At 73.1% G+C, this 19976-nt stretch carries 16 protein-coding genes, 2 tRNA genes and 1 pseudogene; 13 read left to right on the forward strand and 6 right to left on the reverse strand.

Going from position 1 to position 19976, the window contains the following annotated elements; translation table 11 throughout:
• Nucleotides 1-2 precede the first annotated feature (2 nt).
• Nucleotides 3-1028, reverse strand: coding sequence for a diacylglycerol/lipid kinase family protein (locus AC3CCI_RS09245; RefSeq protein WP_354595030.1), 1026 nt, complete (start codon nt 1026-1028; stop codon nt 3-5).
• Nucleotides 1029-1126: 98 nt separating this feature from the next.
• Here AC3CCI_RS09245 and serS point away from each other — a divergent pair, with 98 nt between their 5' ends.
• The 3 genes from serS to AC3CCI_RS09260 all read left to right on the forward strand — a co-directional run bounded on the left by serS (nt 1127) and on the right by AC3CCI_RS09260 (nt 3478).
• Nucleotides 1127-2392 carry a serine--tRNA ligase gene (gene serS, locus AC3CCI_RS09250; RefSeq protein ID WP_488626966.1) on the forward strand — a complete coding sequence of 422 codons (1266 nt, stop codon included), beginning with the start codon at nt 1127-1129 and terminating at the stop codon, nt 2390-2392.
• Nucleotides 2389-3243: an HAD family hydrolase gene (locus AC3CCI_RS09255; protein ID WP_354595028.1), complete on the forward strand. Its 855-nt coding sequence runs from the start codon at nt 2389-2391 to the stop codon at nt 3241-3243. Before serS ends, AC3CCI_RS09255 begins: the two co-directional genes overlap by 4 nt.
• Before the next feature lie 150 nt (nt 3244-3393).
• Nucleotides 3394-3478: transfer RNA gene (locus tag AC3CCI_RS09260), tRNA-Ser, on the forward strand.
• Between the two features lie 52 nt (nt 3479-3530).
• Here the strand turns inward: AC3CCI_RS09260 and AC3CCI_RS09265 are convergent.
• Nucleotides 3531-3830, reverse strand: a complete 300-nt coding sequence (locus AC3CCI_RS09265; protein WP_488626967.1) for a hypothetical protein — start codon at nt 3828-3830, stop codon at nt 3531-3533.
• A gap of 240 nt (nt 3831-4070) precedes the next feature.
• Here AC3CCI_RS09265 and AC3CCI_RS09270 point away from each other — a divergent pair, with 240 nt between their 5' ends.
• From AC3CCI_RS09270 to AC3CCI_RS09300, 7 genes are all read left to right on the forward strand, one after another.
• Nucleotides 4071-5132: a glycoside hydrolase family 6 protein gene (locus AC3CCI_RS09270; RefSeq protein WP_488626968.1), complete on the forward strand. Its 1062-nt coding sequence runs from the start codon at nt 4071-4073 to the stop codon at nt 5130-5132.
• A gap of 150 nt (nt 5133-5282) precedes the next feature.
• On the forward strand, nt 5283-6656 hold the full coding sequence (locus AC3CCI_RS09275) for an LCP family protein (RefSeq protein WP_488626969.1): 1374 nt from the start codon (nt 5283-5285) through the stop codon (nt 6654-6656).
• A gap of 470 nt (nt 6657-7126) precedes the next feature.
• A tRNA-Ser gene (locus AC3CCI_RS09280) sits at nt 7127-7216 on the forward strand.
• Between the two features lie 164 nt (nt 7217-7380).
• On the forward strand, nt 7381-7713 hold the full coding sequence (locus AC3CCI_RS09285) for a hypothetical protein (protein WP_354595023.1): 333 nt from the start codon (nt 7381-7383) through the stop codon (nt 7711-7713).
• A 100-nt stretch (nt 7714-7813) separates the two neighbouring features.
• The gene (locus AC3CCI_RS09290) at nt 7814-8998 is read left to right on the forward strand and encodes an acyl-CoA dehydrogenase (protein ID WP_488626970.1); all 1185 of its coding nucleotides are present in this window, start codon (nt 7814-7816) and stop codon (nt 8996-8998) included.
• Nucleotides 8992-10383 (forward strand): PIG-L family deacetylase, encoded by a 1392-nt coding sequence (locus AC3CCI_RS09295; RefSeq protein ID WP_488626971.1) that lies wholly within the window; start codon nt 8992-8994, stop codon nt 10381-10383. Before AC3CCI_RS09290 ends, AC3CCI_RS09295 begins: the two co-directional genes overlap by 7 nt.
• The gene (locus tag AC3CCI_RS09300) at nt 10380-11288 is read left to right on the forward strand and encodes a glycosyltransferase family 2 protein (protein WP_354595020.1); all 909 of its coding nucleotides are present in this window, start codon (nt 10380-10382) and stop codon (nt 11286-11288) included. Before AC3CCI_RS09295 ends, AC3CCI_RS09300 begins: the two co-directional genes overlap by 4 nt.
• A 74-nt stretch (nt 11289-11362) precedes the next feature.
• Here AC3CCI_RS09300 and AC3CCI_RS09305 read toward each other — a convergent pair whose 3' ends face one another.
• Both AC3CCI_RS09305 and AC3CCI_RS09310 read right to left on the reverse strand, forming a co-directional pair.
• Complete coding sequence (locus tag AC3CCI_RS09305; RefSeq protein WP_488626972.1) at nt 11363-12112, reverse strand: phosphotransferase; 750 nt, start codon at nt 12110-12112, stop codon at nt 11363-11365.
• A 60-nt stretch (nt 12113-12172) separates the two neighbouring features.
• A complete protein-coding gene (locus AC3CCI_RS09310; protein WP_488626973.1) occupies nt 12173-12838 on the reverse strand; it encodes a TetR family transcriptional regulator in 666 nt (221 codons plus the stop codon).
• 334 nt (nt 12839-13172) lie between these two features.
• On the opposite strand from AC3CCI_RS09310, the gene AC3CCI_RS09315 reads away from it, so the two are divergent.
• The 3 genes from AC3CCI_RS09315 (at nt 13173) to AC3CCI_RS09325 (ending at nt 18621) form a co-directional block, all read left to right on the forward strand.
• Nucleotides 13173-15761: an ATP-binding protein gene (locus AC3CCI_RS09315; RefSeq protein ID WP_488626974.1), complete on the forward strand. Its 2589-nt coding sequence runs from the start codon at nt 13173-13175 to the stop codon at nt 15759-15761.
• Nucleotides 15762-15766: 5 nt separating this feature from the next.
• A complete protein-coding gene (locus AC3CCI_RS09320) occupies nt 15767-16543 on the forward strand; it encodes a response regulator (RefSeq protein WP_488628679.1) in 777 nt (258 codons plus the stop codon).
• A 164-nt stretch (nt 16544-16707) separates the two neighbouring features.
• The gene (locus tag AC3CCI_RS09325; RefSeq protein WP_488628680.1) at nt 16708-18621 is read left to right on the forward strand and encodes an APC family permease; all 1914 of its coding nucleotides are present in this window, start codon (nt 16708-16710) and stop codon (nt 18619-18621) included.
• Nucleotides 18622-18719: 98 nt separating this feature from the next.
• Here AC3CCI_RS09325 and AC3CCI_RS09330 read toward each other — a convergent pair whose 3' ends face one another.
• Entirely contained in the window at nt 18720-19064 is a 345-nt protein-coding gene (locus AC3CCI_RS09330; RefSeq protein WP_488628711.1) for a hypothetical protein, read from the reverse strand.
• Nucleotides 19065-19280: 216 nt separating this feature from the next.
• A pseudogene (locus AC3CCI_RS09335) lies at nt 19281-19838 on the reverse strand (hypothetical protein); the annotation flags it as partial.
• Between the last annotated feature and the right edge of the window lie 138 nt (nt 19839-19976).

A 19976-nucleotide genomic window follows, 5' to 3' on the forward strand; every position in this document is an offset into this window, starting at 1 on the left:
GGTCAGGCGTCGGCGGGCACGCGGACGGTCAGGCCGCCCGGGTCGACGACCGCGCGCAGGGCGACGGCCTTGCCGACCGAGTCGCCGTCGATCTCGAAGTCCTGGGGGGAGTCGAGGCGCAGGACGAGCTTCTTGCCCTTGTTGTAGCGCAGGGTGCGGACCTCGCGGCTGTTCGCGGCGAGGATGCGACGGCCGACGTGGGTGCGGCGCAGCACGCCGTTCTCCCAGACGATCTTGACCCAGATCTGCACCCAGCCGAAGAAGCCCTCTGGGCGCAGGGCGACGATGTCGAAGATGCCGTCGTCGATCGCGGCGTCGGGCAGCAGCATGATGTTGGCGGGCAGCAGCCCGCAGTTGCCGACGATGATCGTGTGGGCGCGCATCGTCTTGCGGCCGCCGTCGTCGAGCTCGTAGCGGACCTCGATCTTGTTGTCGTCGCGCAGGGCGCGGGCGATGGCGTCGACGTAGGCGAGCCAGCCGACCCGCTTCTTCAGCTCGTCGTTGGTGTTCGCAAGCATCTTCGCGTCGAGGCCCACGCCGGCCATGACGACGAACGCCTTGGTCTCGCGCGAACCGTCCTCGCGCTCGATGTCGACGACGCCGAGGTCGATCTCGCGGTCGCGACCGCTGAACGCCGTCGCGATCGAGTCGTCGAGGTTGTCGAGCGAGAGCTCGAGGTTGCGGGCCAGCAGGTTGCCGGTGCCCGAGGGCAGCAGGGCCAGCGACGCGTCGGTGCCCTGCAGGGCCTCGGCCACGGCGCGGACGGTGCCGTCGCCGCCGGCCGCGATGATCATGTCGGCGCCGTCGGCGAGGGCCTGCTTCGTCACCTCTCCGCCCGGGTCCTCTTTGCTGGTCTCGTAGTACTTGGTCGGGGCCCAGTCGTTCGAGAACTCGTGCCGGCCGACGGCCGTCTTGATGGCGTCGAGGTCGACCTTGATCGGGTTGTAGACGACCGCGGCGGTCTGGCGAGCCGTCTCGGGCTCGGGCGCCGAGGCGCGCTCGGCGGGGGCAGGGGAGGTGGCGGTCATGGGGCGAGCGTATTGGACGCGACCCGGCGAGGTAACGGAGTGGCGGAGCCTCTGTGCAGATCGTCGGCCGGGCCGGTGCCGTTGCCTAGGATGGGCGGGTGATCGATCCCCAGTTGCTTCGTGAATCCCCCGACCTCGTCAAGCAGAGCCAGCGGGCCCGGGGCGACTCCGAGTCGCTCGTCGACGACGCGGTGGCGGCCGACCAGGCACGACGCGCGGCGATCGCCGCGTTCGAAGAACTGCGCGCCGAGCAGAACGCCTTCGGCAAGACCGTCGCCAAGGCGCCGAAGGACGAGAAGAAGGCCCTGGTCGCGCAGGCGCAGCAGCTCGCCGCCAGCGTGAAGGAGGCGCAGGTCGCCTCGAACGAGGCCGACGCGGTCTTCGACAGGGCCGCGCGCGGCATCGGCAACCTCATCATCGAGGGCGTGCCGGCCGGCGGCGAGGCGGACTTCGTGACGCTGCGCGAGCACGGCACCCGCCCCTCCTTCGACTTCGAGCCCCTCGACCACGCCGACCTCGGCGAGAGGCTCGGCGCGATCGACATCAAGCGCGGCACGAAGGTGTCGGGCTCGCGCTTCTACTTCTTGCGGGGCATCGGCGCCCGCCTCGAGCTCGGCCTGATGAACATGGCCCTCGACCTGGCCCTGACGAACGACTTCACGCCGCTGATCACCCCGACGCTCGTGCGGCCCGAGGTCATGGCGGGCACCGGGTTCCTGGGCTCGCACGCCGACGAGGTCTACCACCTGCCGGCCGACGACCTCTACCTCACCGGCACCAGCGAGGTCGCGCTCGCCGGGTACCACGCGGACGAGATCCTCGACGTCGAGGCGGGCCCGATCCGCTACGCCGGCTGGTCCACCTGCTACCGCCGCGAGGCCGGCGCCGCGGGCAAGGACAACCGGGGCATCCTGCGCGTGCACCAGTTCAACAAGCTCGAGATGTTCAGCTACGTGCACCCCGACCAGGCCGAGGCAGAGCACGACGCCCTCGTCGGGTTCCAAGAGACGATGATGCAGGCCCTGGGGCTCAGCTACCGCGTCATCGACGTCGCGGCCGGCGACCTCGGCTCGAGCGCCGCCCGCAAGTTCGACATCGAGGCCTGGGTGCCGACGCAGGGCACCTACCGCGAGCTCAGCAGCACGTCGAACTGCACCACGTTCCAGGCCCGCCGCCTCGACACCCGCCACCGCACCGAGAGCGGCAAGACCGCCCCCGTCGCGACGCTGAACGGCACCCTCGCCACGACGCGCTGGCTCGTCGCGATCCTCGAGACCCACCAGCGGGCCGACGGTTCGGTCGTCGTGCCCGAGGCGCTGCGCGGCTACCTCGGCGGCCTCGAGGTCATCGAGCCGGTCGCATGAGCCAGGCCGCCGCCGCACCCCGGCCCGACCGTGAGCCCGTGGCCGCCACCGACCGGTGGCTCGTCGCGCTCGACGTCGACGGCACGATCATGCCGGAGGACGGCACGATCTCCGAGGCCGTCCTCGGCGAGATCTCGCGACTGCACGACGAGGGTCACCAGGTCATGATCGCGACCGGACGGTCGGTGTCGATGACCCTGCCCGTCATGGAGCGCCTCGGCCTCGTCTCGGACTACGTCGTCTGTGCCAACGGCGCGATCACCCTGGGGCGCGACGAGTCGGCCCCGTCCGGCTACCGGCGCGTCCACGTCGAGGAGTTCGACCCGACCGAGGTGCTGTCGACGATCCGCGAGGCCCTGGCCGACGCCGGCGCAGGCTACGCCGTCGAGGACCAGGAGGGGCTGCTGCGGTACTGCGGGACGTTCCCCGCCGCGGCGGCGGCCCTGAACGCCGAGAAGGTCGAGTTCGACGACCTCGTCGGGCGTCCCGCCACGCGCGTCGTCGTGGTCTCGCCCGACCACGACACCGAGGACTTCCTGCAGGTCGTCGAGCGCATGGGGTTGCAGCAGGTCAACTACAACGTCGGCTGGACGGCGTGGCTCGACATCGCCCCCGACGGCGTCTCGAAGGCCACGGCCCTCGAGCGCGTGCGTCGGTGGCTCGACGTGCCCCGCTCGCAGGTGCTCGCCGCGGGCGACGGGCGCAACGACATCGACATGCTGCGCTGGGCCGCCGCCGAGGGGCGCGGCGTCGCCATGGGCCAGGCCCCCGACGACGTCGTGGCCGCGGCCGGCGAGCAGACGTCGAGCGACCTCGACGACGGGCTCGCCGAGGTGCTCGCCACGCTCTGAGCGGGCCGATCGCCCGGCACGCGGCCGGGGGCGTCCGCTAGACTCGCGCCAGTTGCCGGGTGCACGCATCCCGCCACGAGATGGACAGAACGCCACGAGAAAAGATGGCGTTTCGTCCACATCGTGGCGGCGTGGATCGCCTGGTCACCGGGAGGGCTGTCCGAGCGGCCGATGGAGCTTGTCTTGAAAACAAGTGGGCAGAGATGTCTCGTGGGTTCGAATCCCACGCCCTCCGCAGAGACGACGCGCGCCGGTGGGCCGGCCCGCGCCTCCTGGGGTCGACGGGGTCAGTGCTTGGTGGCGGCGTAGGTCGAGAAGGCCTCGCCGATCAGGGTGCTGAGCTCGTGCCAGGTGGTGTCGTCGACCGAGACGGGGGAGTCGCCGTCGACGAAGCCGGCGTGCTTGTGCAGCACGTCCGAGCCGACGGCGGGCAGCACGAAGAAGTCGCGGGTCCAGTCGTCGGTGTCGGCGATGACGGGCGCGCGGTACCAGTCGAGGTACGCGTCGAAGACGTCGTTGCGCTCGTCGCCCTTGAGCCAGGTCTCGACGGAGTCGCGCCACGCGTCTCGGTTGGTCTCGCCGTTCATGTGGTCCTCCGGGGCCGGTGCGTGCGGGAGCGTGCGCGACCGCCGGTCCAGTGTCCCAGGTCCGGCCCGGCGGCGACCGGGCGTGCCCCCCGAAGGGGACCGCCCGTCCCCCCGAACAGGGGCTGAACGCGGTCGCGGCCTCGTGTTGCACTGTTCGAGCCCTCCGTTGCGACCCCGCACCGGTCGGCACCCCGGGCGGGCCGAACACCGCCCGGGCCCTCGACACCAGGACCGACACCCATGACCCACATGACCCCGACGACCCGCGCCGCCGTCGTCATCGGCGCCGCCGTCGCCCTCGTGGCCGGCCTCGCCGCCACCCCGACCGCCGCCCACGCCGCGGGCCCCGCGCCGACGAGCACGTCGAAGGCCGCGACCCGCTCGACCGCCACGACCACGCCGCAGACGATCCGCACCGCGAGCAGCGCGACCCTCTACAAGGGCGGCCTCTTCGTCGACACGAACGGCGAGGCCGCGCGGGCCGCGACCACGCTCTCGGCGCAGGGGCGCACCGCCCAGGCCTCGGCGGCCAGGACGATCGCCCAGCAGTCGGTCGCGACCTGGCTGGGCGGCTGGTTCACCGACGCGCAGCTCGTGAAGAAGATCGACGCGACCGTCGCCGCCGCCGAGAAGAAGGGGACGACGCCGGTCTTCGTCACCTACAACATCCCCAACCGCGACTGCGGCAGCCACTCGGCGGGCGGCTCGGCCGACAACGCGGCCTACCTGCGCTGGAACCAGCTCGTCGCCTCGCGCCTCTCGGGCCACCGTGCCGTCGTCGTCGTCGAGCCCGACGCCCTCGCGCTGATCAGCAACTGCCCCACCCAGACGAACGGGCGCGAGGCGACCATCGCCTCGGCCGTCAAGGCCCTCGCCGCCGCCGGGGTGCCGGCGTACATCGACGCGGGCAACTCGAACTGGGTGCCGCCGCAGACCATGGCCGCCCGCCTCAAGGCGGCGGGCGTCGACCGGGCGCGGGGCTTCGCCACCAACGTCTCGAACTACTACCCGGTCGAGGCCGAGCGTGCCTACGCCGACAAGGTCTCGCAGGCGGCGGGAGGCGCTCGCTACGTGATCGACACGTCGCGCAACGGCCGCGGGTGGAAGGGGACGTGGTGCAACGCCCCCGGTGCCGGTCTGGGGTCGGCGCCGTCGGTTCAGGGCGGCACGACCAAGCTGGACGCGCTGCTCTGGATCAAGACGCCGGGGGCGAGCGACGGCGAGTGCAACGGCGGCCCCCGGGCCGGCACGTGGCACGCCTCGTACGCGGTGGACCTCGTCGCGAACCGCAAGGTCGGCTGACCCCGGGGGCCGCCCAGGGCAGTCTGCGTACAATCTTCACCTGCCCGTACACCGAACGGCGCGATCCCGCCCACCGGATCGACGAGACCGAGTCAGTCCCGTCGGTCGGGTCCGGGTGCTTCGCGCCCTCGATGACCGAGAGGACACCGCGTGAGCGACCTTCGCGACCGATCCGGCCGTGGCCGCCGAGCCGCCCGACCCCAGAAGTCACCGTTCTGGCGCCGCCCCGCGGCCGCGTCGACGGGCGTGGCCCGGCACGGGCGGCTCAAGGACGGAGGCGCGGTGCGGGCCGTCACGAAGGTCGTCGCCGCCTCGGTGGCGGTCCTGCTCGTGAGCGGCGCCTCGGTCGGCGCCATCGCCGCGTACCAGGTGCGCAGCGACCTCGGCACGGGTGTCGAGCTGCAGGCCGCGAAGGGTCAGACCAACAAGGCGGCGCCGCCCTCGATCAGCGAGTACGAGGGCGGGTTCAACATCCTGGTGGTCGGCACCGACAACGACGCCAGCCAGGACGAGGGGGCCTTCGGCAAGCGCGACGCCACCCTCAACGACGTCAACATCCTGCTGCACGTCTCGGCGGACCACAGCAACGCGACGGCGGTCAGCATCCCGCGCGACATGGTCGTGCCGATCCCGTCCTGCGCCAAGGAGGACGGCTCGGGGTACTACTCGGCCATGGCGGCCCGGCCCATCAACGAGGCCTACTCGTACGGCGGACTGAGCTGCGTCGCCTCGACGGTGTCGGCCCTGACGGGTCTCGACATCCCCTTCGCGGGGATGATCTCGTTCAACGGCGTCATCGAGATGTCGAACGCCATCGGCGGCGTCCCGGTGTGCGCGGCCACCCCGATCAAGGACCGCTACACGGGCCTCGACATCCCCGCGGGCGAGTCGGTGCTCTCGGGTGCCGACGCCCTGGCCTTCCTGCGGACCCGGCACGGCGTCGGTGACGGCTCCGACCTCGGCCGCATCAGCAGCCAGCAGGTCTACCTCTCGTCGCTGCTGCGCACGGTCAAGAGCGCCGACACCCTGAGCAACCCGACCAAGCTCTACTCGCTCGCCCGTGCGGCGGCGAGCAACATGACCCTGTCCGACGGCCTCACGAAGATCGACACCATGGTGCAGATCGGACTCGCGTTGCGTGACCTGCCGCTCGACGACGTCAACTTCGTGCAGTACCCGGGCACGACCGGCGGCACCGGGGTCTACGCGGGCAAGGTGCAACCGGACACGGCCGTCGCGAACCAGCTGTTCGACGCGATCAAGAGCGACGTGCCCTTCTCGATCCCCGAGGGCAGCACCGGCATCGGCTCCGAGAGCACGGCCCCGGCCGCGACCGAGGCGCCGGCGGCGACGGGCGCCCCGGCCGCGTCCGCACCGACGTCGTCGGCTCCGGCCGGGACGGCCGCGCCCGCCGACCAGGGCACGGGCACCGAGACCTCGGCACCCTCGACCGAGGTCATCCAGGGGCTGACCGGTCAGACGGCCGCCGACCAGACCTGCTCGGTGGCCTTCGGCTCGAAGTAGGCGTGCACCGTCGGGGAGAGGCGCGCCGCCCGAGAGTCGTCCCGGCGAGTAACCAACTCGCCGGGACGACCGGTGACCTCACGCGGCGGCCCGAACGCGCGCGCATGAGAACCCCGCGGTGCCGGGATCAGGGGGTCGGCACCGAGGGGGGTGTGGAGGCCGGCGTCGGTGCCGGCGACGAGCCCCTCGGACGCCGCCGTTCGGGTGCGGCGCTCGCTGGTGGGGCACGTGACGCGGCGACCGTCGGAGGGCGTGTTCGGCAAGGGTGAACGGGCCCGTGCTGTCGGGCCCCGGCCCCTCGGCCGTCGTCGGCGTCAGGGGTACTCTATGTGTCGGCACAAATGCCGACAACCCGATCACGGCCCCCGGAGCGGGTGGGGCGAGGGTGGTTCTGTCACCGCCCGCCCCGGTTCGGCATCTGGCCCGCGGGCCGCTATGCTGGTCCCTGCGCGTTCGCTCGCGAGCCGCATGGAGCCGTCGCATAGTTCGGCCTAGTGCACCACCCTGCTAAGGTGGAGTTCCCTTTGTGGGAACCGTGGGTTCAAATCCCACCGGCTCCGCGGAAAGCCACGTCGGTCCTCTCTCTCGCCAGAGACGTTCCGGGGTGGCTTTTCTTCTGCCCTCACCCGGTGCCGGGGTGTCCCCCGGGGCGGCGCCTTCCCAGTCGCCTCCGGCGTAGCGTGATCGGCGACGGACGCCCGTCACGACCGCAGGAGGCCCCCGGGTGAAACGCATCCACTACACCGACGAGTACATGGTCACCGGCGACACGATCGCGGCGGCCGTCGTCGAGTACGCGCGTGCCCTGGCCATGAAGAACAAGTCCGACATGGTCGACCTCCCCGGCCGGGATCGCGCGGGCCTGCACCAGCGGTTCCAGATCCTGCTCGGCCCGGCGAGCCAGATGCTCGTCTCAGAAGAGCAGACCGACGAGGCCGAGATCGACGACCCGGGCCTGGTGGACGACATCGAGGCGCGCATCGACCGGCTGCGGGGCGTCGAACCGCAGTCCACCGAACCGGCCGAGGGCATCCCACTCGACACCGACGAGTTCTGATCGCCGACAGGCGTCGTCGACTCTCGCCGGGTCGGGACCGGCGTGGTCTCCGCTTGTCAAGGGTCCGCCAAGCCCGGCCTGACCGACTAGCGTCGGCACGATGACCTCCACCGCGCCTCCGGACCCGACCGAGGCCGTGACCCCCGTGACCCTGGGAGGCGCGGGCCCGGTCGTCGGAACGGCCACCGCGCTCGTCGTCGACCGGCTGCGATCGGGAGCGGCACCGTCCGTGGGCGCAGCGCTCGACCTCGCGGTCGAGCTCGGTCGCCACGGCGCGCTGCCGGGGCTCGGGTCGACCGCCGACCTCTGGCAGGCCCTCGCCACGCTCGCGGCGCACGACCTCGGTGCGGCCCGGGCCGCCGAACCGCACCTCGACGCGCTCGCCATCCTCGACCAGCACGCCGGCGACGCCCGTGCGGCGTCCGACCGCTCGCCCCTGCCCGCCCGGGCCCGGGCCGACGACTCGTTCACCTGGGGCGTGTTCGCCGCCGAGGGCCCCGGCGTCCGTCTCGTCGCCGAGGCACGCCCGGCCACGGGGCCCGGGTCCGCCGACGCCACCGACGCCGCCCCCGCCTGGTCGCTCACCGGCGCGAAGCCCTGGTGCTCCCTCGCGGGCACCGTCGACGGCGCCCTGATCACCGCCTGGGTCGGCGACGACCGGCGGCTGTTCTCGGTCGACCTGCGCCAGCCGGGGGTCACGGTCGAGGCCGACGCCTGGCACGCCAGGGGCCTCGTCGAGATCCCGTCCGGCCCGGTCGCCTTCGACGACGTCGAGGCGCACGAGGTCGGCGCACCCGGCTGGTACCTCGAGCGCCCCGGTTTCTCGTGGGGCGGCATCGGCGTCGCCGCGTGCTGGTACGGCGGCGCGGTCGGGGTTGCCCGCACGCTGCTCGCCGCGGCGGTGACCGCCTCGGGTCGCACGCCGGGGCGTCCGGCCGACCCGCACCTCCTGCAGGCCCTCGGCCTCGTCGACACGCGGTTGGCCGACGCCCGTCGGGCGCTGGTCGAGGCGGCCGACCTCGTCGACGCCGGTGAGGCGACCGGCGACGCGGGGCGCCTGCTGGCGAAGCGCGTCCGCGGCACGGTCGCGCACGCCTGCGACGAGGTGCTCGCCCGGGCGTCCCGCGCCCTGGGCCCCGCTCCGCTCGCCACCGACGCGGCCCACGCGAAGCGCGTCGCCGACCTCGAGCTGTACCTGCGCCAGCACCACGGCGAACGCGACGACGCCTCGCTCGGCCAGACCCTGCTGCGCGACGCCCTCTCGGACGGGCAGCCCGCGTGGTGAGCTTCGACGGTCGCGCGCCGGGCACCCCGGTCGAGACCTGGGAGGCCGACCCGCGCCTCCTCGCCCTGCCGCCGCTCGACGGAGCCGTCGACCCGGCCACGGTGTCGCGACTGGTCGTGCTGGCCGCCCACCCCGACGACGAGACGCTCGGCGCCGGTGGGCTGATCGCCGATGCCGCAGCCCGCGGCCTGCCGGTCACGGTCGTCGTCGTCACCGACGGGGCCGCCTCGCACCCCGGGTCGTCCACGGACGCCGAGAGCCTCGTCGCGACGCGGGCCGAGGAGGCGCGGGTCGCCGTCGGCCTGCTGGGTCACGACGTCGAGCTGGTCCGGTGGGCCGTGCCCGACGGGGCCGTGCGCGAGGCCCGCGCCGAGGTCACCGAACGGCTGCGGCCCCTGCTGCCCGGGCCGGACGGAGTGCTCGTCGCCCCCTGGAGCGGCGACGGCCACCGCGACCACCGGGTTCTCGGCGAGATCGCCGCCGAGCTGGTCGACGAGGCCGGCGTCGCGGCGCCCCGTCTGCTGCAGTACCCGATCTGGCTCTGGCACTGGGGATCGCCCGACCACCCGGACGTCCCCTGGTCGTCGATGAGGCTCGTCCCGCTCGACGCGGCCGCCGACGCGGCGAAGCGCTCCGCCCTCGCGGCCTACGCGTCGCAGCGTCGACCGCTGTCGTCGGCACCCGAGGACGCAGCCGTGCTGCACCCGGTCTTCGAGCGGCACTTCGCCCGTGGACGCGAGGTGTTCGTCCTGGACGGGCACGAGACCGCGGGCCCGACCGGGCGGGCGGCCGCGACCGAGGCCACGTTCGACCGGACGCACGCCCGCCGGGCCGACCCCTGGCGCGTCACGACGCGCTGGTACGAACGGCGCAAGCGTGCCCTGACCCTCGCGTCGCTGCCGCGGGAGCGCTACGGCCACGTTCTCGAGGTCGGCTGCTCGATCGGGGTGCTGACGGGCGACCTGGCCCCGGCCGCCGACCGCCTGCTGGCCCTCGACGTGTCGTCGGTGGCCGTGCAGGCCGCGCGGGAGCGGCTCGCGAACCTCCCGCACGTCACGGTCGAGCAGGCCGACGCCGCGCGGGACTACCCGGCGGGCACCTTCGACCTCGTCGTCCTCAGCGAGGTGGGCTACTACCTCGCCCCCGACGCGTTCGGGCGGCTCGTCGACTCGATCGTCGACGGGCTCGCCGACGACGGCGACGTCGTGGCCTGCCACTGGCTGCAGCCCGAGGGCGACTTCCGGCAGGGCGCGGACGAGGTGCACGCCCGGCTGGGGGCCGACCCGCGCCTCCACCGGGTCTCGCACCACGTCGAGGACGACTTCGTGCTCGACGTGTTCTCGCGCGACCCGCGGTCGGTCGCCCAGCGGACGGGGTTGCGATGAGCGACGCGACGGATCGCACCGGGTCCGGTGGGCCCGTGCCGGACGCTCCCGTGCCCGACGCCCTCGGACGCACCGACCACGGGCGCACCGACCCCGTGCGGGCCGTCGCGGTCGTCGTGCCCGCACACGACGAGGAGGCGCTCGTCTCACGGGCCCTCGACGGCGTCGAGCGCGCCCGTCGGCACACGGCCCGGACGCACCCGGAGGCGCGGGTCGTCGTCGTCCTCGTGGCCGACGCCTGCACCGACGGCACGGTCGCGGCCGCCCGGGCACACCCCGACGTGCAGGTGGTCGAGATCGACGCCCGGGGTGTCGGCGTCGCCCGGTCCGTCGGGGTCGACGCGGCCCTGGCCGCGCTCGGAGTGGCCGCGCTCGGGGTGGCCGCCGAGGGAGCGGACGCCGGTGCCCTGCCCGACGACATGTCGCCCGCCGACGACCGGCCCGCCGGCGACCTGCGGGCCGAGGACCTGCCGCCCGGCGACCTGCCGCTCGACGCCGTCTGGCTCGCCTGCACGGACGCGGACTCGGTCGTCCCGGTCGGGTGGATCGACGACCAGCTCGACCGAGCCGCCGCCGGGGCCGACGTCGTGATCGGCACGGTGCGTCCCGACTTCGCCGACCTCTCGCCCCGGCAGATCGCGGCGTGGACCGGACGGCACACGCCGGGCCGACCGAACGGCCACGTGCACGGCGCCAACCTCGGCGTGCGGGCCTCGTCGTACCGGGCCGTCGGAGGGTTCGCCCCCGTCGACCTGCACGAGGACAACGACCTCGTCGACCGGCTGCGCGCCGCGGGCGCGACGCTCGTCGCCTCGGACGTCGGCGAGGTGCTGACCTCCGGACGACGCGACGGGCGCACGTCGGGCGGCTACGCGGGGTACCTCGCCGTCGACCTGCTGGCCTGACGGGCCGACCCGCGCCTCCTGACGGCGGTGCCGCGCCGACGGAGGCGTCGACGCCCCCGGGAGGCGCGTGCGGCTCAGTCGCGGACGGTCGCCAGGTACGCGGCCTCGCGCTCGTACCCGTCCGCATCGGCCGCCAGCTCGGGCTTGCCCAGCTCGACCGCCTTGTCGCGGCTCATCTCGGCGAGGTCGTGCAGGCGGATGATCGCGACCCGCAGCACGTCGTCCCAGGTGGCGTCGCTGCCGTAGGCGTCGAGCAGGAGGCGCACGCGGCGCTCGGCGTCGGCCGGGCCGGGCGCGTTCGGGGGAGTGCGATCGGTCAGGGGGACGGCGCGGGTGGCGTAGTGGGCGAGGTCCCAGAGGCGGGGACCGGGCGAGGCGAAGTCGAAGTCGATCGCGCCGACGACGTGCCCGTCGGCGTCGTACGCCAGGTTGTGGGGAGAGAAGTCGTTGTGGCAGATCACCTCGGACGGCACCTTCGCCGGTGCCTGCCAGACGGCGCCGTCGAGTCCGAAGCCGATGCTCGCGTCGTGCAGCCGCCGCAGCAGCCGGGCACCCTCGGCCAGGGCCTCGTCGGTGAAGACGTGGTCGGGCAGGGGGTAGACCGGCACCTCGGCGTCGACGAAGCTGAGGCGTTCGCGGCCGTCCTCGATGCCGAGCGGCCGGGGGATGCCGCGGACGCCCGCGCGTGCGAGGTAGGCCAGGTGCCGGTGGACGGTGGGCGTCCAGGGGCCGGCCACGCGCAGGACCGTGTCACCCTGACGGACGACCGCGTTCATGTTGCCCCCGGCCAGGACCTCGCCGGCCGGCATCGCGTGGGTCGGCACCGCGTCAGTCGGGACCGCGTCGGCCGGCCCCTCGCCGATCGGCACCTCGTCGGCCACGGGTCAGGCGACCGGGCCGAAGCCCGTGCGGAACCGGTCGAAGGTGGTCACCCAGTAGGCCCGCAACGCCTCGACGCGTTCGTCGTCGGTGGTGGTGTCGGCCCACGGGTCGTAGACGCCGCGCAGCACGGCGATGACGGCGCCCCAGGTCGAGTGGATCAGCAACGACGTGGTCAGGGGGTCGCGCGACGGCCCGACGGCGAGGGCGATGACGTCGCCGACCCGCTCGGTCATGGGGACGCCGACCGCGAGCACGTAGGGCAGCAGGGGCTCGTGCGTCCGCAGCAGGTGCCGCAGGCTGATCATGTAGTCGCACAGCTGGGTGTCGACCGCCGAGAGCAGCAGCAGCTCGAGCAGGTCGATGTCGGTGCCCTGGAACGTCGCCAGGGCCGACAGGTCGGACGCGTCGACGGCGGCGCCGGCCTTGTTGAGCAGCACCGACGCCACGGCGTCTTCCTTGCACGAGTAGTGGTTCGCGAACGTCCGCCTCGAGTAACCGGCCAGGGCGGTGACGTCCTCGACGACGAAGCCGTCGAAGCCCCTCTCGGACGCCAGCCGGAAGGCCGCGTCCGCGAGGCCGCGGCTGGTCGCCCGGCGTTTCTCGTCGCGGCCGCCGACGGCCTCGGCCACGAATCGGGGCTGGCCGTCGCGTGCCGAGGTCTGCTGCATCGGACCATCGTGCCGCGACTTCCTGAGAATATCCATGCCCATTGGGCAACGGCGTGCCCGGATCGCGTATCCTTCAAGAGTCCGATTCGGGTCGGACGGCCTCGAGAGGCACCGGGCACAAGACCTCCGTGAGATCGCGAAGGGCCGCGTCGGGTGCGACCCTCCTGCTGAACCACGAGCGGGGTCCTGGTCCTCTCGAGACACACGCCTCGTGGCCCCCGCGGTCACGGGGCGTTCCCGTGCGCTCCGCCCGCGTGCCGCCCTCCGGCGTTCTCGTCCTGCGCGGTTCTCCCGTGCGCTCGTCCGGCGACTCCGGGGGTGACAGGCTGAGCACATGAGGCGAGGGCGGTTGAGGGTGCTGCTGGGGGCGGCACCCGGCGTGGGCAAGACGTACACGATGCTCGAAGAGGGCGCGCGGCTCCGGGCCGAGGGGGTCGACGTCGTCGTGGCCGTCGTCGAGACGCACGGTCGCCGGGCGACCGCGGCTCTGGTCGGCGACCTCGAGGTGGTGGCCCGTCGATCGGTCGAGCACCGCGGCGTCACGCTCGACGAGCTCGACCTGGAGGCGGTGCTCGCGCGGGCACCTCAGCTCGCGCTGGTCGACGAGCTCGCCCACACGAACGCCCCCGGGTCCACCCACGAGAAGCGCTGGCAGGACGTCGGAGCACTGCTCGACGCCGGCATCGACGTCGTCTCGACCGTCAACGTGCAGCACGTCGACTCGCTCACGGACGTGGTCGAACGCATCACCGGGGCGACCCAGCGCGAGACCGTGCCCGACGCGGTGCTGCGCGCGGCCGACCAGGTCGAGCTCGTCGACCTCGCGCCGCAGGCCCTGCGCGACCGGCTCGCCGAGGGCGTGGTCTACCCGGCCGACCGGGTCGACGCCGCCCTCTCGAACTACTTCCGACTCGGCAACCTGACGGCCCTGCGTGAACTGGCGCTGCTCTGGCTGGCCGACGAGGTCGACAGCGCGCTCAAGGCCTACCGCGACGAACACGGCATCGACAGCACGTGGGAGGCCCGCGAACGCGTCGTCGTCGCCCTCACCGGCGGGCCGGAGGGCGAGACGCTGATCCGCCGCGGCGCCCGCATCGCCGCCCGGTCGTCCGGCGGCGAGCTCGTCGCCGTGCACGTCAGCGCGCAGGACGGCCTGCGCCGGGGGACACCCGGGGCCCTGGCCGCGCAACGGGCCCTCGTCGAGAAGCTCGGCGGCACGTACCACCAGGTCGTCGGCTCGGACGTGCCCCGCGCCCTGGTCGACTTCGCCCGCGGGGTGAACGCCTCGCAGCTCGTCATCGGCGTGAGCCGCCGCGGTCGCCTGGCCGCAGCCCTGACCGGTCCCGGCATCGGCTCGACGGTGATCCGCGAGTCGGGGCGCATCGACGTGCACATCGTCACCCACGCCTCGGCCGGTCGCGAACGGGTGCTGCCGCGTCTCGGCGGGGCGCTGTCCCGGGGCCGCGTCCTGGCCGGCTTCGTGCTCGCGCTCGTGGCCGGGCCGCTGCTCACGGCCCTGATGGCGGGCCACCGCTCCGAGGACGGCATCGCGGGGACCGTCCTGGTCTTCCAGCTGCTCGTGGTGGTCGTGGCCGTCACGGGCGGCCTGTGGCCGGCCCTGCTGGCGGCGCTGCTGTCGGGCGTGACGCTCGACCTCTTCTTCATCGCGCCGATCTACCAGTTGACCATCGCCGAGCCCCTGCACCTGGCCGCCCTCGTGCTCTACGTGCTGAACGCCGCGATCGTCAGCTACGTCGTCGACCAGGCCGCGCGCCGCAGCCGGGCCGCGGCCCGCGCCCTCGCCGAGACCGAGCTGCTCGCCACGGTGGCCGGCAGCGTGCTGCGCGGGCAGGACGCCCTGCAGGCCCTCATCGGGCGCACCCGCGAGGCGCTCGGCATGACCCGCGTCCGGGTCGTCCAGGGCGGCGTCCAGGTCGGGGAGGCGCGGCTCGCCGACGCGGGACGCCCGGCACCCGGGGCCCCCGGCGACACGACCACGGCGATCGCCGCGGGCGCCGACGCGACCCTCGAGCTGACGGGACCCGAGCTGCAGGCGGCCGACCGGCGCCTCCTGGACGTCGTCGCGGCGCAGGTCGAGGCGGCCCTCGAGCACTCCGAGCTGAGTCGGGCCGCGGGGCAGGTCGCCCCGCTCGCCGAGGTGGACCGCATGCGCAGCGCCCTGCTGGCCGCCGTCGGCCACGACCTGCGTCGCCCGCTGGCCGCGGCGACCGCCGCCGTCAGCGGGTTGCGGCAGACCGACGTCACCTGGAGCGACGCCGACCGTGACGAGCTGCTCTCGACCGCGCACGAGAGCCTCGACTCGCTCTCGACCCTCGTCACCGACCTGCTCGACGTCAGCCGGGTGCAGGCGGGGGCGCTCGCCGTGAGCCCGGCCGACGTCGACCTCGACGAGGTCGTGCTCGGCGCCCTCGACGAGCTCGGCCTCGGGCCCGCCGACGTCGAGCTGGCGCTGCGGGCGACGGTGCCGGCGGTCCGTGCCGACCCCGTGCTGCTGCAACGCGTCGTCGTCAACCTGCTCGACAACGCGCTGCGACACTCGCCGCCCGACACCGGGGTCCGCATCTCGACGAGCGCGTTCGGCGACCGCGTCGAGCTGCGCGTCGTGGACCGTGGGCCGGGGGTGCCGGTCGAACGGCGCGACGAGATCATGGTGGCGTTCCAGCGCCTCGGCGACACCGACAACCGCACGGGGCTCGGGCTCGGCCTGGCGCTGAGCAAGGGGTTCGTCGACGCGATGGGCGGCACGCTCGCGCTGGACGACACCCCCGGCGGGGGACTGACCATGGTGGTGGGGCTGCCCGCGGTGCAGGGGCCGGCGGTGCAGGGGCCCGCGGCGAACGGCCCGGCGGTGCCCGGGTCGGTCGGACCGGCCGACGACGATCGGGTACGGTCGGCCACGTGAGCGCCGTGAAGATCCTCATCGCCGACGACGACCCGCAGATCCTGCGGGCGCTGAAGGTGACCCTCGGCGCGCGCGGCTACGACGTCGTCACGGCCGCCGACGGACGCGAGGCGCTCGACCTGGCGGCGAGCCGGCACCCCGACCTCGTGATGCTCGACCTCGGAATGCCGCACCTCGACGGCGTCGAGGTCATCCAGGGGCTGCGCGGCTGGTCGACCGTGCCGATCCTGGTCGTCTCGGGTCGCACCTACGCCGCCGACAAGGTCGAGGCCCTCGACGCGGGAGCCGACGACTACGTCACCAAGCCGTTCTCGATGGACGAGCTGCTCGCCCGCATCCGCGCGCAGACCCGCCGCCTGCCGTCGGGCGCGGACGACGAACAGCCCGTGGTGTCGTTCGGCGACGTGCAGGTCGACCTGGCGGCGAAGACCGTGGTGCGCCACGCGGGTGCGGGTGCGGGTGCGGGCGAGTCGGTCCGGCTGACGCCGACCGAGTGGAAGATCCTCGAGCTGCTGCTGCACGCCCCCGACAAGCTGATCACCCGCGAGGCCATCCTGACCGAGGTCTGGGGTCCGTTCCACGCCAAGGACACCGGCTACCTCCGGCTCTACTTCGCCCAACTCCGCAAGAAGCTCGAGCCGGTGCCGGCCGCACCCCGCCACCTCGTGACCGTGCTCGGCATGGGCTACCGCTTCGTGCCGGACGGCGGCCCGGCGTCCGACGACGTCGCGGTCGGCGACGTCGACCGGCCGGGCGGGCCGTCGATCCTCACGACTTCCTAACGCCAGGGGTCACCGCCGGGAGGCGCGCGAGGCTTAACGTGAGGAGGTGCGTGCCTGCCTCCCGGCCGGTGCGCCCTCCGCACGTCCGAGAGGAACCCGTGTCCGCGCACCCCGAGTCACCCGCCAGGGTCGAACCCGCGACCCCGAACGCGACCAGGCAGCGCATGCGCAGCTGGCTGCTGCACGGCCTCACCGAGACCGCGGGCACGCACCAGGGGCCGCACGCCGAGGTGCCCGAGAAGACCCACTCGTGGTGGCGGGTGATGTGCCTGACCGGCGTGGACTACTTCTCGACCCTGGGCTACCAGCCGGCCATCGCCGCCGTCGCGGCCGGCCTGCTCTCGCCGCTCGCGACCATCGTGCTCGTGCTCCTCACGCTCTTCGGCGCGCTGCCGGTGTACCGCCGGGTCGCCCGTGAGAGCCCACGTGGCGAGGGCTCGATCGCCATGCTCGAACGCCTGCTGCCCTGGTGGGGTGGCAAGCTCTTCGTGCTCGTGCTGCTGGGCTTCGCGGCCACCGACTTCATGATCACGATCACCCTGTCGGCGGCCGACGCGACCGCGCACGCCGTCGAGAACCCGTTCGCGCCGGCCTGGTTCCACGGCGCCGAGGTGCCGTTGACGCTCGTGCTCGTCGCGCTGCTCGCCGCGGTGTTCCTGCGCGGGTTCCGCGAGGCGATCGGCATCGCCGTCGTGCTCGTCGCGGTCTTCCTGACGCTCAACCTCGTCGTGATCGCGGTCTCGCTGTTCCACATCGGGGAGAACCCCGTCGTCATCGGCAACTGGTGGGACGCCCTGACCGTGCAGCACGGCAACCCGTTCGTCATGGTGGGCATCGCGCTGATCGTGTTCCCGAAGCTGGCGCTCGGCCTGTCGGGCTTCGAGACCGGCGTGGCGGTCATGCCCCAGATCACCGGCGACCCGACCGACACCCCGGCCAAGCCGATCGGGCGCATCCGTGGGGCGCGACGGCTGCTGGCCACCGCGGCGATCATCATGAGCTCGTTCTTGATCCTGTCGAGCTTCGTCACGACCCTGCTGATCCCGCAGCAGGAGTTCCAGGCCGGCGGGTCGGCCAACGGGCGCGCCCTGGCGTTCCTCGCGCACCAGTACCTCGGCGACGGCTTCGGCACGCTCTACGACGTCAGCACGATCTGCATCCTCTGGTTCGCCGGAGCATCGGCCATGGCCGGTCTGCTCAACCTCGTGCCGCGGTACCTGCCCCGCTACGGCATGGCGCCGCAGTGGGCCCGCGCGGTCCGCCCGCTCGTGATCGTCTTCACGGTCGTCGCGTTCGTCATCACCATCGTGTTCGAGGCGGACGTGGACGCCCAGGGCGGGGCCTACGCGACCGGGGTGCTCGTCCTGATCACCAGCGCCTCCGTGGCCGTGACGCTGTCGGCGCGACGCGCCCGTCAGCGCAAGCGGACGATCGGCTTCGGCGTCGTGGCGCTGGTGTTCGTCTACACGACCATCACCAACGTGGTCGAGCGCCCCGACGGCGTGCGCATCGCCGCGATCTTCATCATCGGCATCCTCGCGATGTCGCTCGTCTCGCGCGTGCAACGGTCGTTCCAGCTGCGGGCGACGTCGGTCACGCTCGACGACGCCGCGCTGTCGTATGTGCGCGAGGACGCCGACGAGTACGGCACGATCCGCGTCATCGCCCACGAACCGGGGCGCGAGGTCGCCGAGATCTACAAGAAGAAGCTCCTGGCCGAGCGGAAGTACAGCGGCATCCCGCAGCGCTCGCCCGTGATCTTCGTCGAGGTGCACAAGGGCGACTCGTCGAACTTCGAGGAGGACCTCGTCGTCACCGGTCACGCCGTGCACGGCTACCGCGTGCTGCGCACCACGAGCGGCGCCGTGCCGAACGCGTTGGCGAGCGTGCTGCTGGCGATCCGCGACGAGACCGGCATCGTGCCCGACATCTACTTCGAGTGGACCGAGGGCAACCCGCTGTCGAACATGGGGCGCTTCTTCTTGACCGGGGTGGGCGAGGTCGCGCCGGTGACCCGCGAGGTGCTGCGCCGGGCCGAGCCCGCGCGCGGCCGCCGCCCCGACGTGCACGTCAGCTAGCCCCGCGCCCCGCCTGCCCTGCCCGTCGGCGACCAGCTTGGAACCCCGTTCGCGAAGATGAACCCCGATGAATCGGAGTTCATCTTCGTGAACGGGGTTCATGCGGACGTTCCTGAGAAGCGCCGTCCCGCGATCCGGGCGGCAGCCGACACACGGCGCGGATCGATCGCGACACCGGCCGCACGAAGCAACTCGACCAGTCTCTCGGGGAACACCAGGTCGGCGTATTCACAGTGCACCACGTGACGGATCTCGGGGTGGCGCAGGAGGCGTCGGTCCCGCCGCCCCCGCTGTCTGACGACCTCGGCAGGCGTCCGTCCCGCCAGCATCTCCGGATCGGTCAGTTTGACGTGGCCGTCGAACTCGATGGCGACGCCGAAGGCCCGCAGGAAGACGTCGCAGCGCCCCACGAACAGGCCGTCGACCTCGACGGCCTTCTGCAACTCGACGGATGACAGGCCCAGTTCGAAGAGCACGACCCTCAGGAGACTCTCACTTCCGTTCTCAGCCCAGGCGGACGAGAACGCGAGGGCGCGTCGAGCGGTTCGTCCGCCCGGACTCGATGCCGGACCCAGCCGAGACGAGATGTCGGCACGGGCCCGCTCGAACTCGGCCTGGACCACGGCGCCGGTGCGGTGCCCGTCAGGCATCACCAGGCGACGGAGGACGGCATCCAGGCACATCACGGCGTCCGCGAACGAGGCCGTTCGAGACACGTCGACGGCGGTCCGTTCCAGCGAGGTCAGCAGCAGGCCGTGGAGTTCCGCCCTGTCGTCGGAGGGGACGGACCCGGGTCGTCGGAGGAGGTGGGTCGAGCGCCTGGCGGTCGTGCGTCGCGGATCGACGACGGTGACGACGTCCCCGGGGTCGTCGTGGACCCGAGGCAGGCCCCAGCACGCCGCGGCGGAGGCATGCGAGACCGTGCACTGCGGGTCGAGACCGGCGACGACCGCTCTGGTCAGCACGACGTGGCGTTCTCGCGCGTCGAGTTCGCGCCAGTCCCGGGCATCCGCGTAGACGCCCTGATGCACGCGGACCAACGCCCCCCTCCGGGATCGGAGTTGCAGCTGCCGTGCCTCGCGGGTCGTCGCCCCGTGGGTCGAGGTGAAGAGCAGAGGACACCGGAGGGGTTCGAGGTGGGACATGACGCGAGCCTGGCCGGCGGGACGTCGGGAACCGCAGTCGCGCCTCCTCGGTTGGGGATCGGAGGCGGTCATCCTCGGCCTGTGGAGAAGGCGAGCGTGTCGCGGCTCTCACACGAAGAACCCCGTTCGCGAAGATGAACCCCGTGAAAACGTGGTTCATCTTCGTTGACAGGGTTCATGGCGGGGCAGGCGGGGCAGGCGCGGGGTAGA

It is taken from the genome of Frigoribacterium sp. CF331 (genome assembly GCF_057787905.1).

What these genes read in the sequence shown, in the direction of transcription:
- AC3CCI_RS09245 (WP_354595030.1), bottom strand. Translation starts at nt 1,028, where the DNA reads ATGACCGCCACCTCCCCTGCCCCCGCCGAGCGCGCCTCGGCGCCCGAG.
- AC3CCI_RS09255 (WP_354595028.1), top strand. Translation starts at nt 2,389, where the DNA reads ATGAGCCAGGCCGCCGCCGCACCCCGGCCCGACCGTGAGCCCGTGGCC.
- AC3CCI_RS09265 (WP_488626967.1), bottom strand. Translation starts at nt 3,830, where the DNA reads ATGAACGGCGAGACCAACCGAGACGCGTGGCGCGACTCCGTCGAGACC.
- AC3CCI_RS09270 (WP_488626968.1), top strand. Translation starts at nt 4,071, where the DNA reads ATGACCCACATGACCCCGACGACCCGCGCCGCCGTCGTCATCGGCGCC.
- AC3CCI_RS09290 (WP_488626970.1), top strand. Translation starts at nt 7,814, where the DNA reads ATGACCTCCACCGCGCCTCCGGACCCGACCGAGGCCGTGACCCCCGTG.
- AC3CCI_RS09300 (WP_354595020.1), top strand. Translation starts at nt 10,380, where the DNA reads ATGAGCGACGCGACGGATCGCACCGGGTCCGGTGGGCCCGTGCCGGAC.
- AC3CCI_RS09310 (WP_488626973.1), bottom strand. Translation starts at nt 12,838, where the DNA reads ATGCAGCAGACCTCGGCACGCGACGGCCAGCCCCGATTCGTGGCCGAG.
- AC3CCI_RS09315 (WP_488626974.1), top strand. Translation starts at nt 13,173, where the DNA reads ATGAGGCGAGGGCGGTTGAGGGTGCTGCTGGGGGCGGCACCCGGCGTG.
- AC3CCI_RS09325 (WP_488628680.1), top strand. Translation starts at nt 16,708, where the DNA reads ATGCGCAGCTGGCTGCTGCACGGCCTCACCGAGACCGCGGGCACGCAC.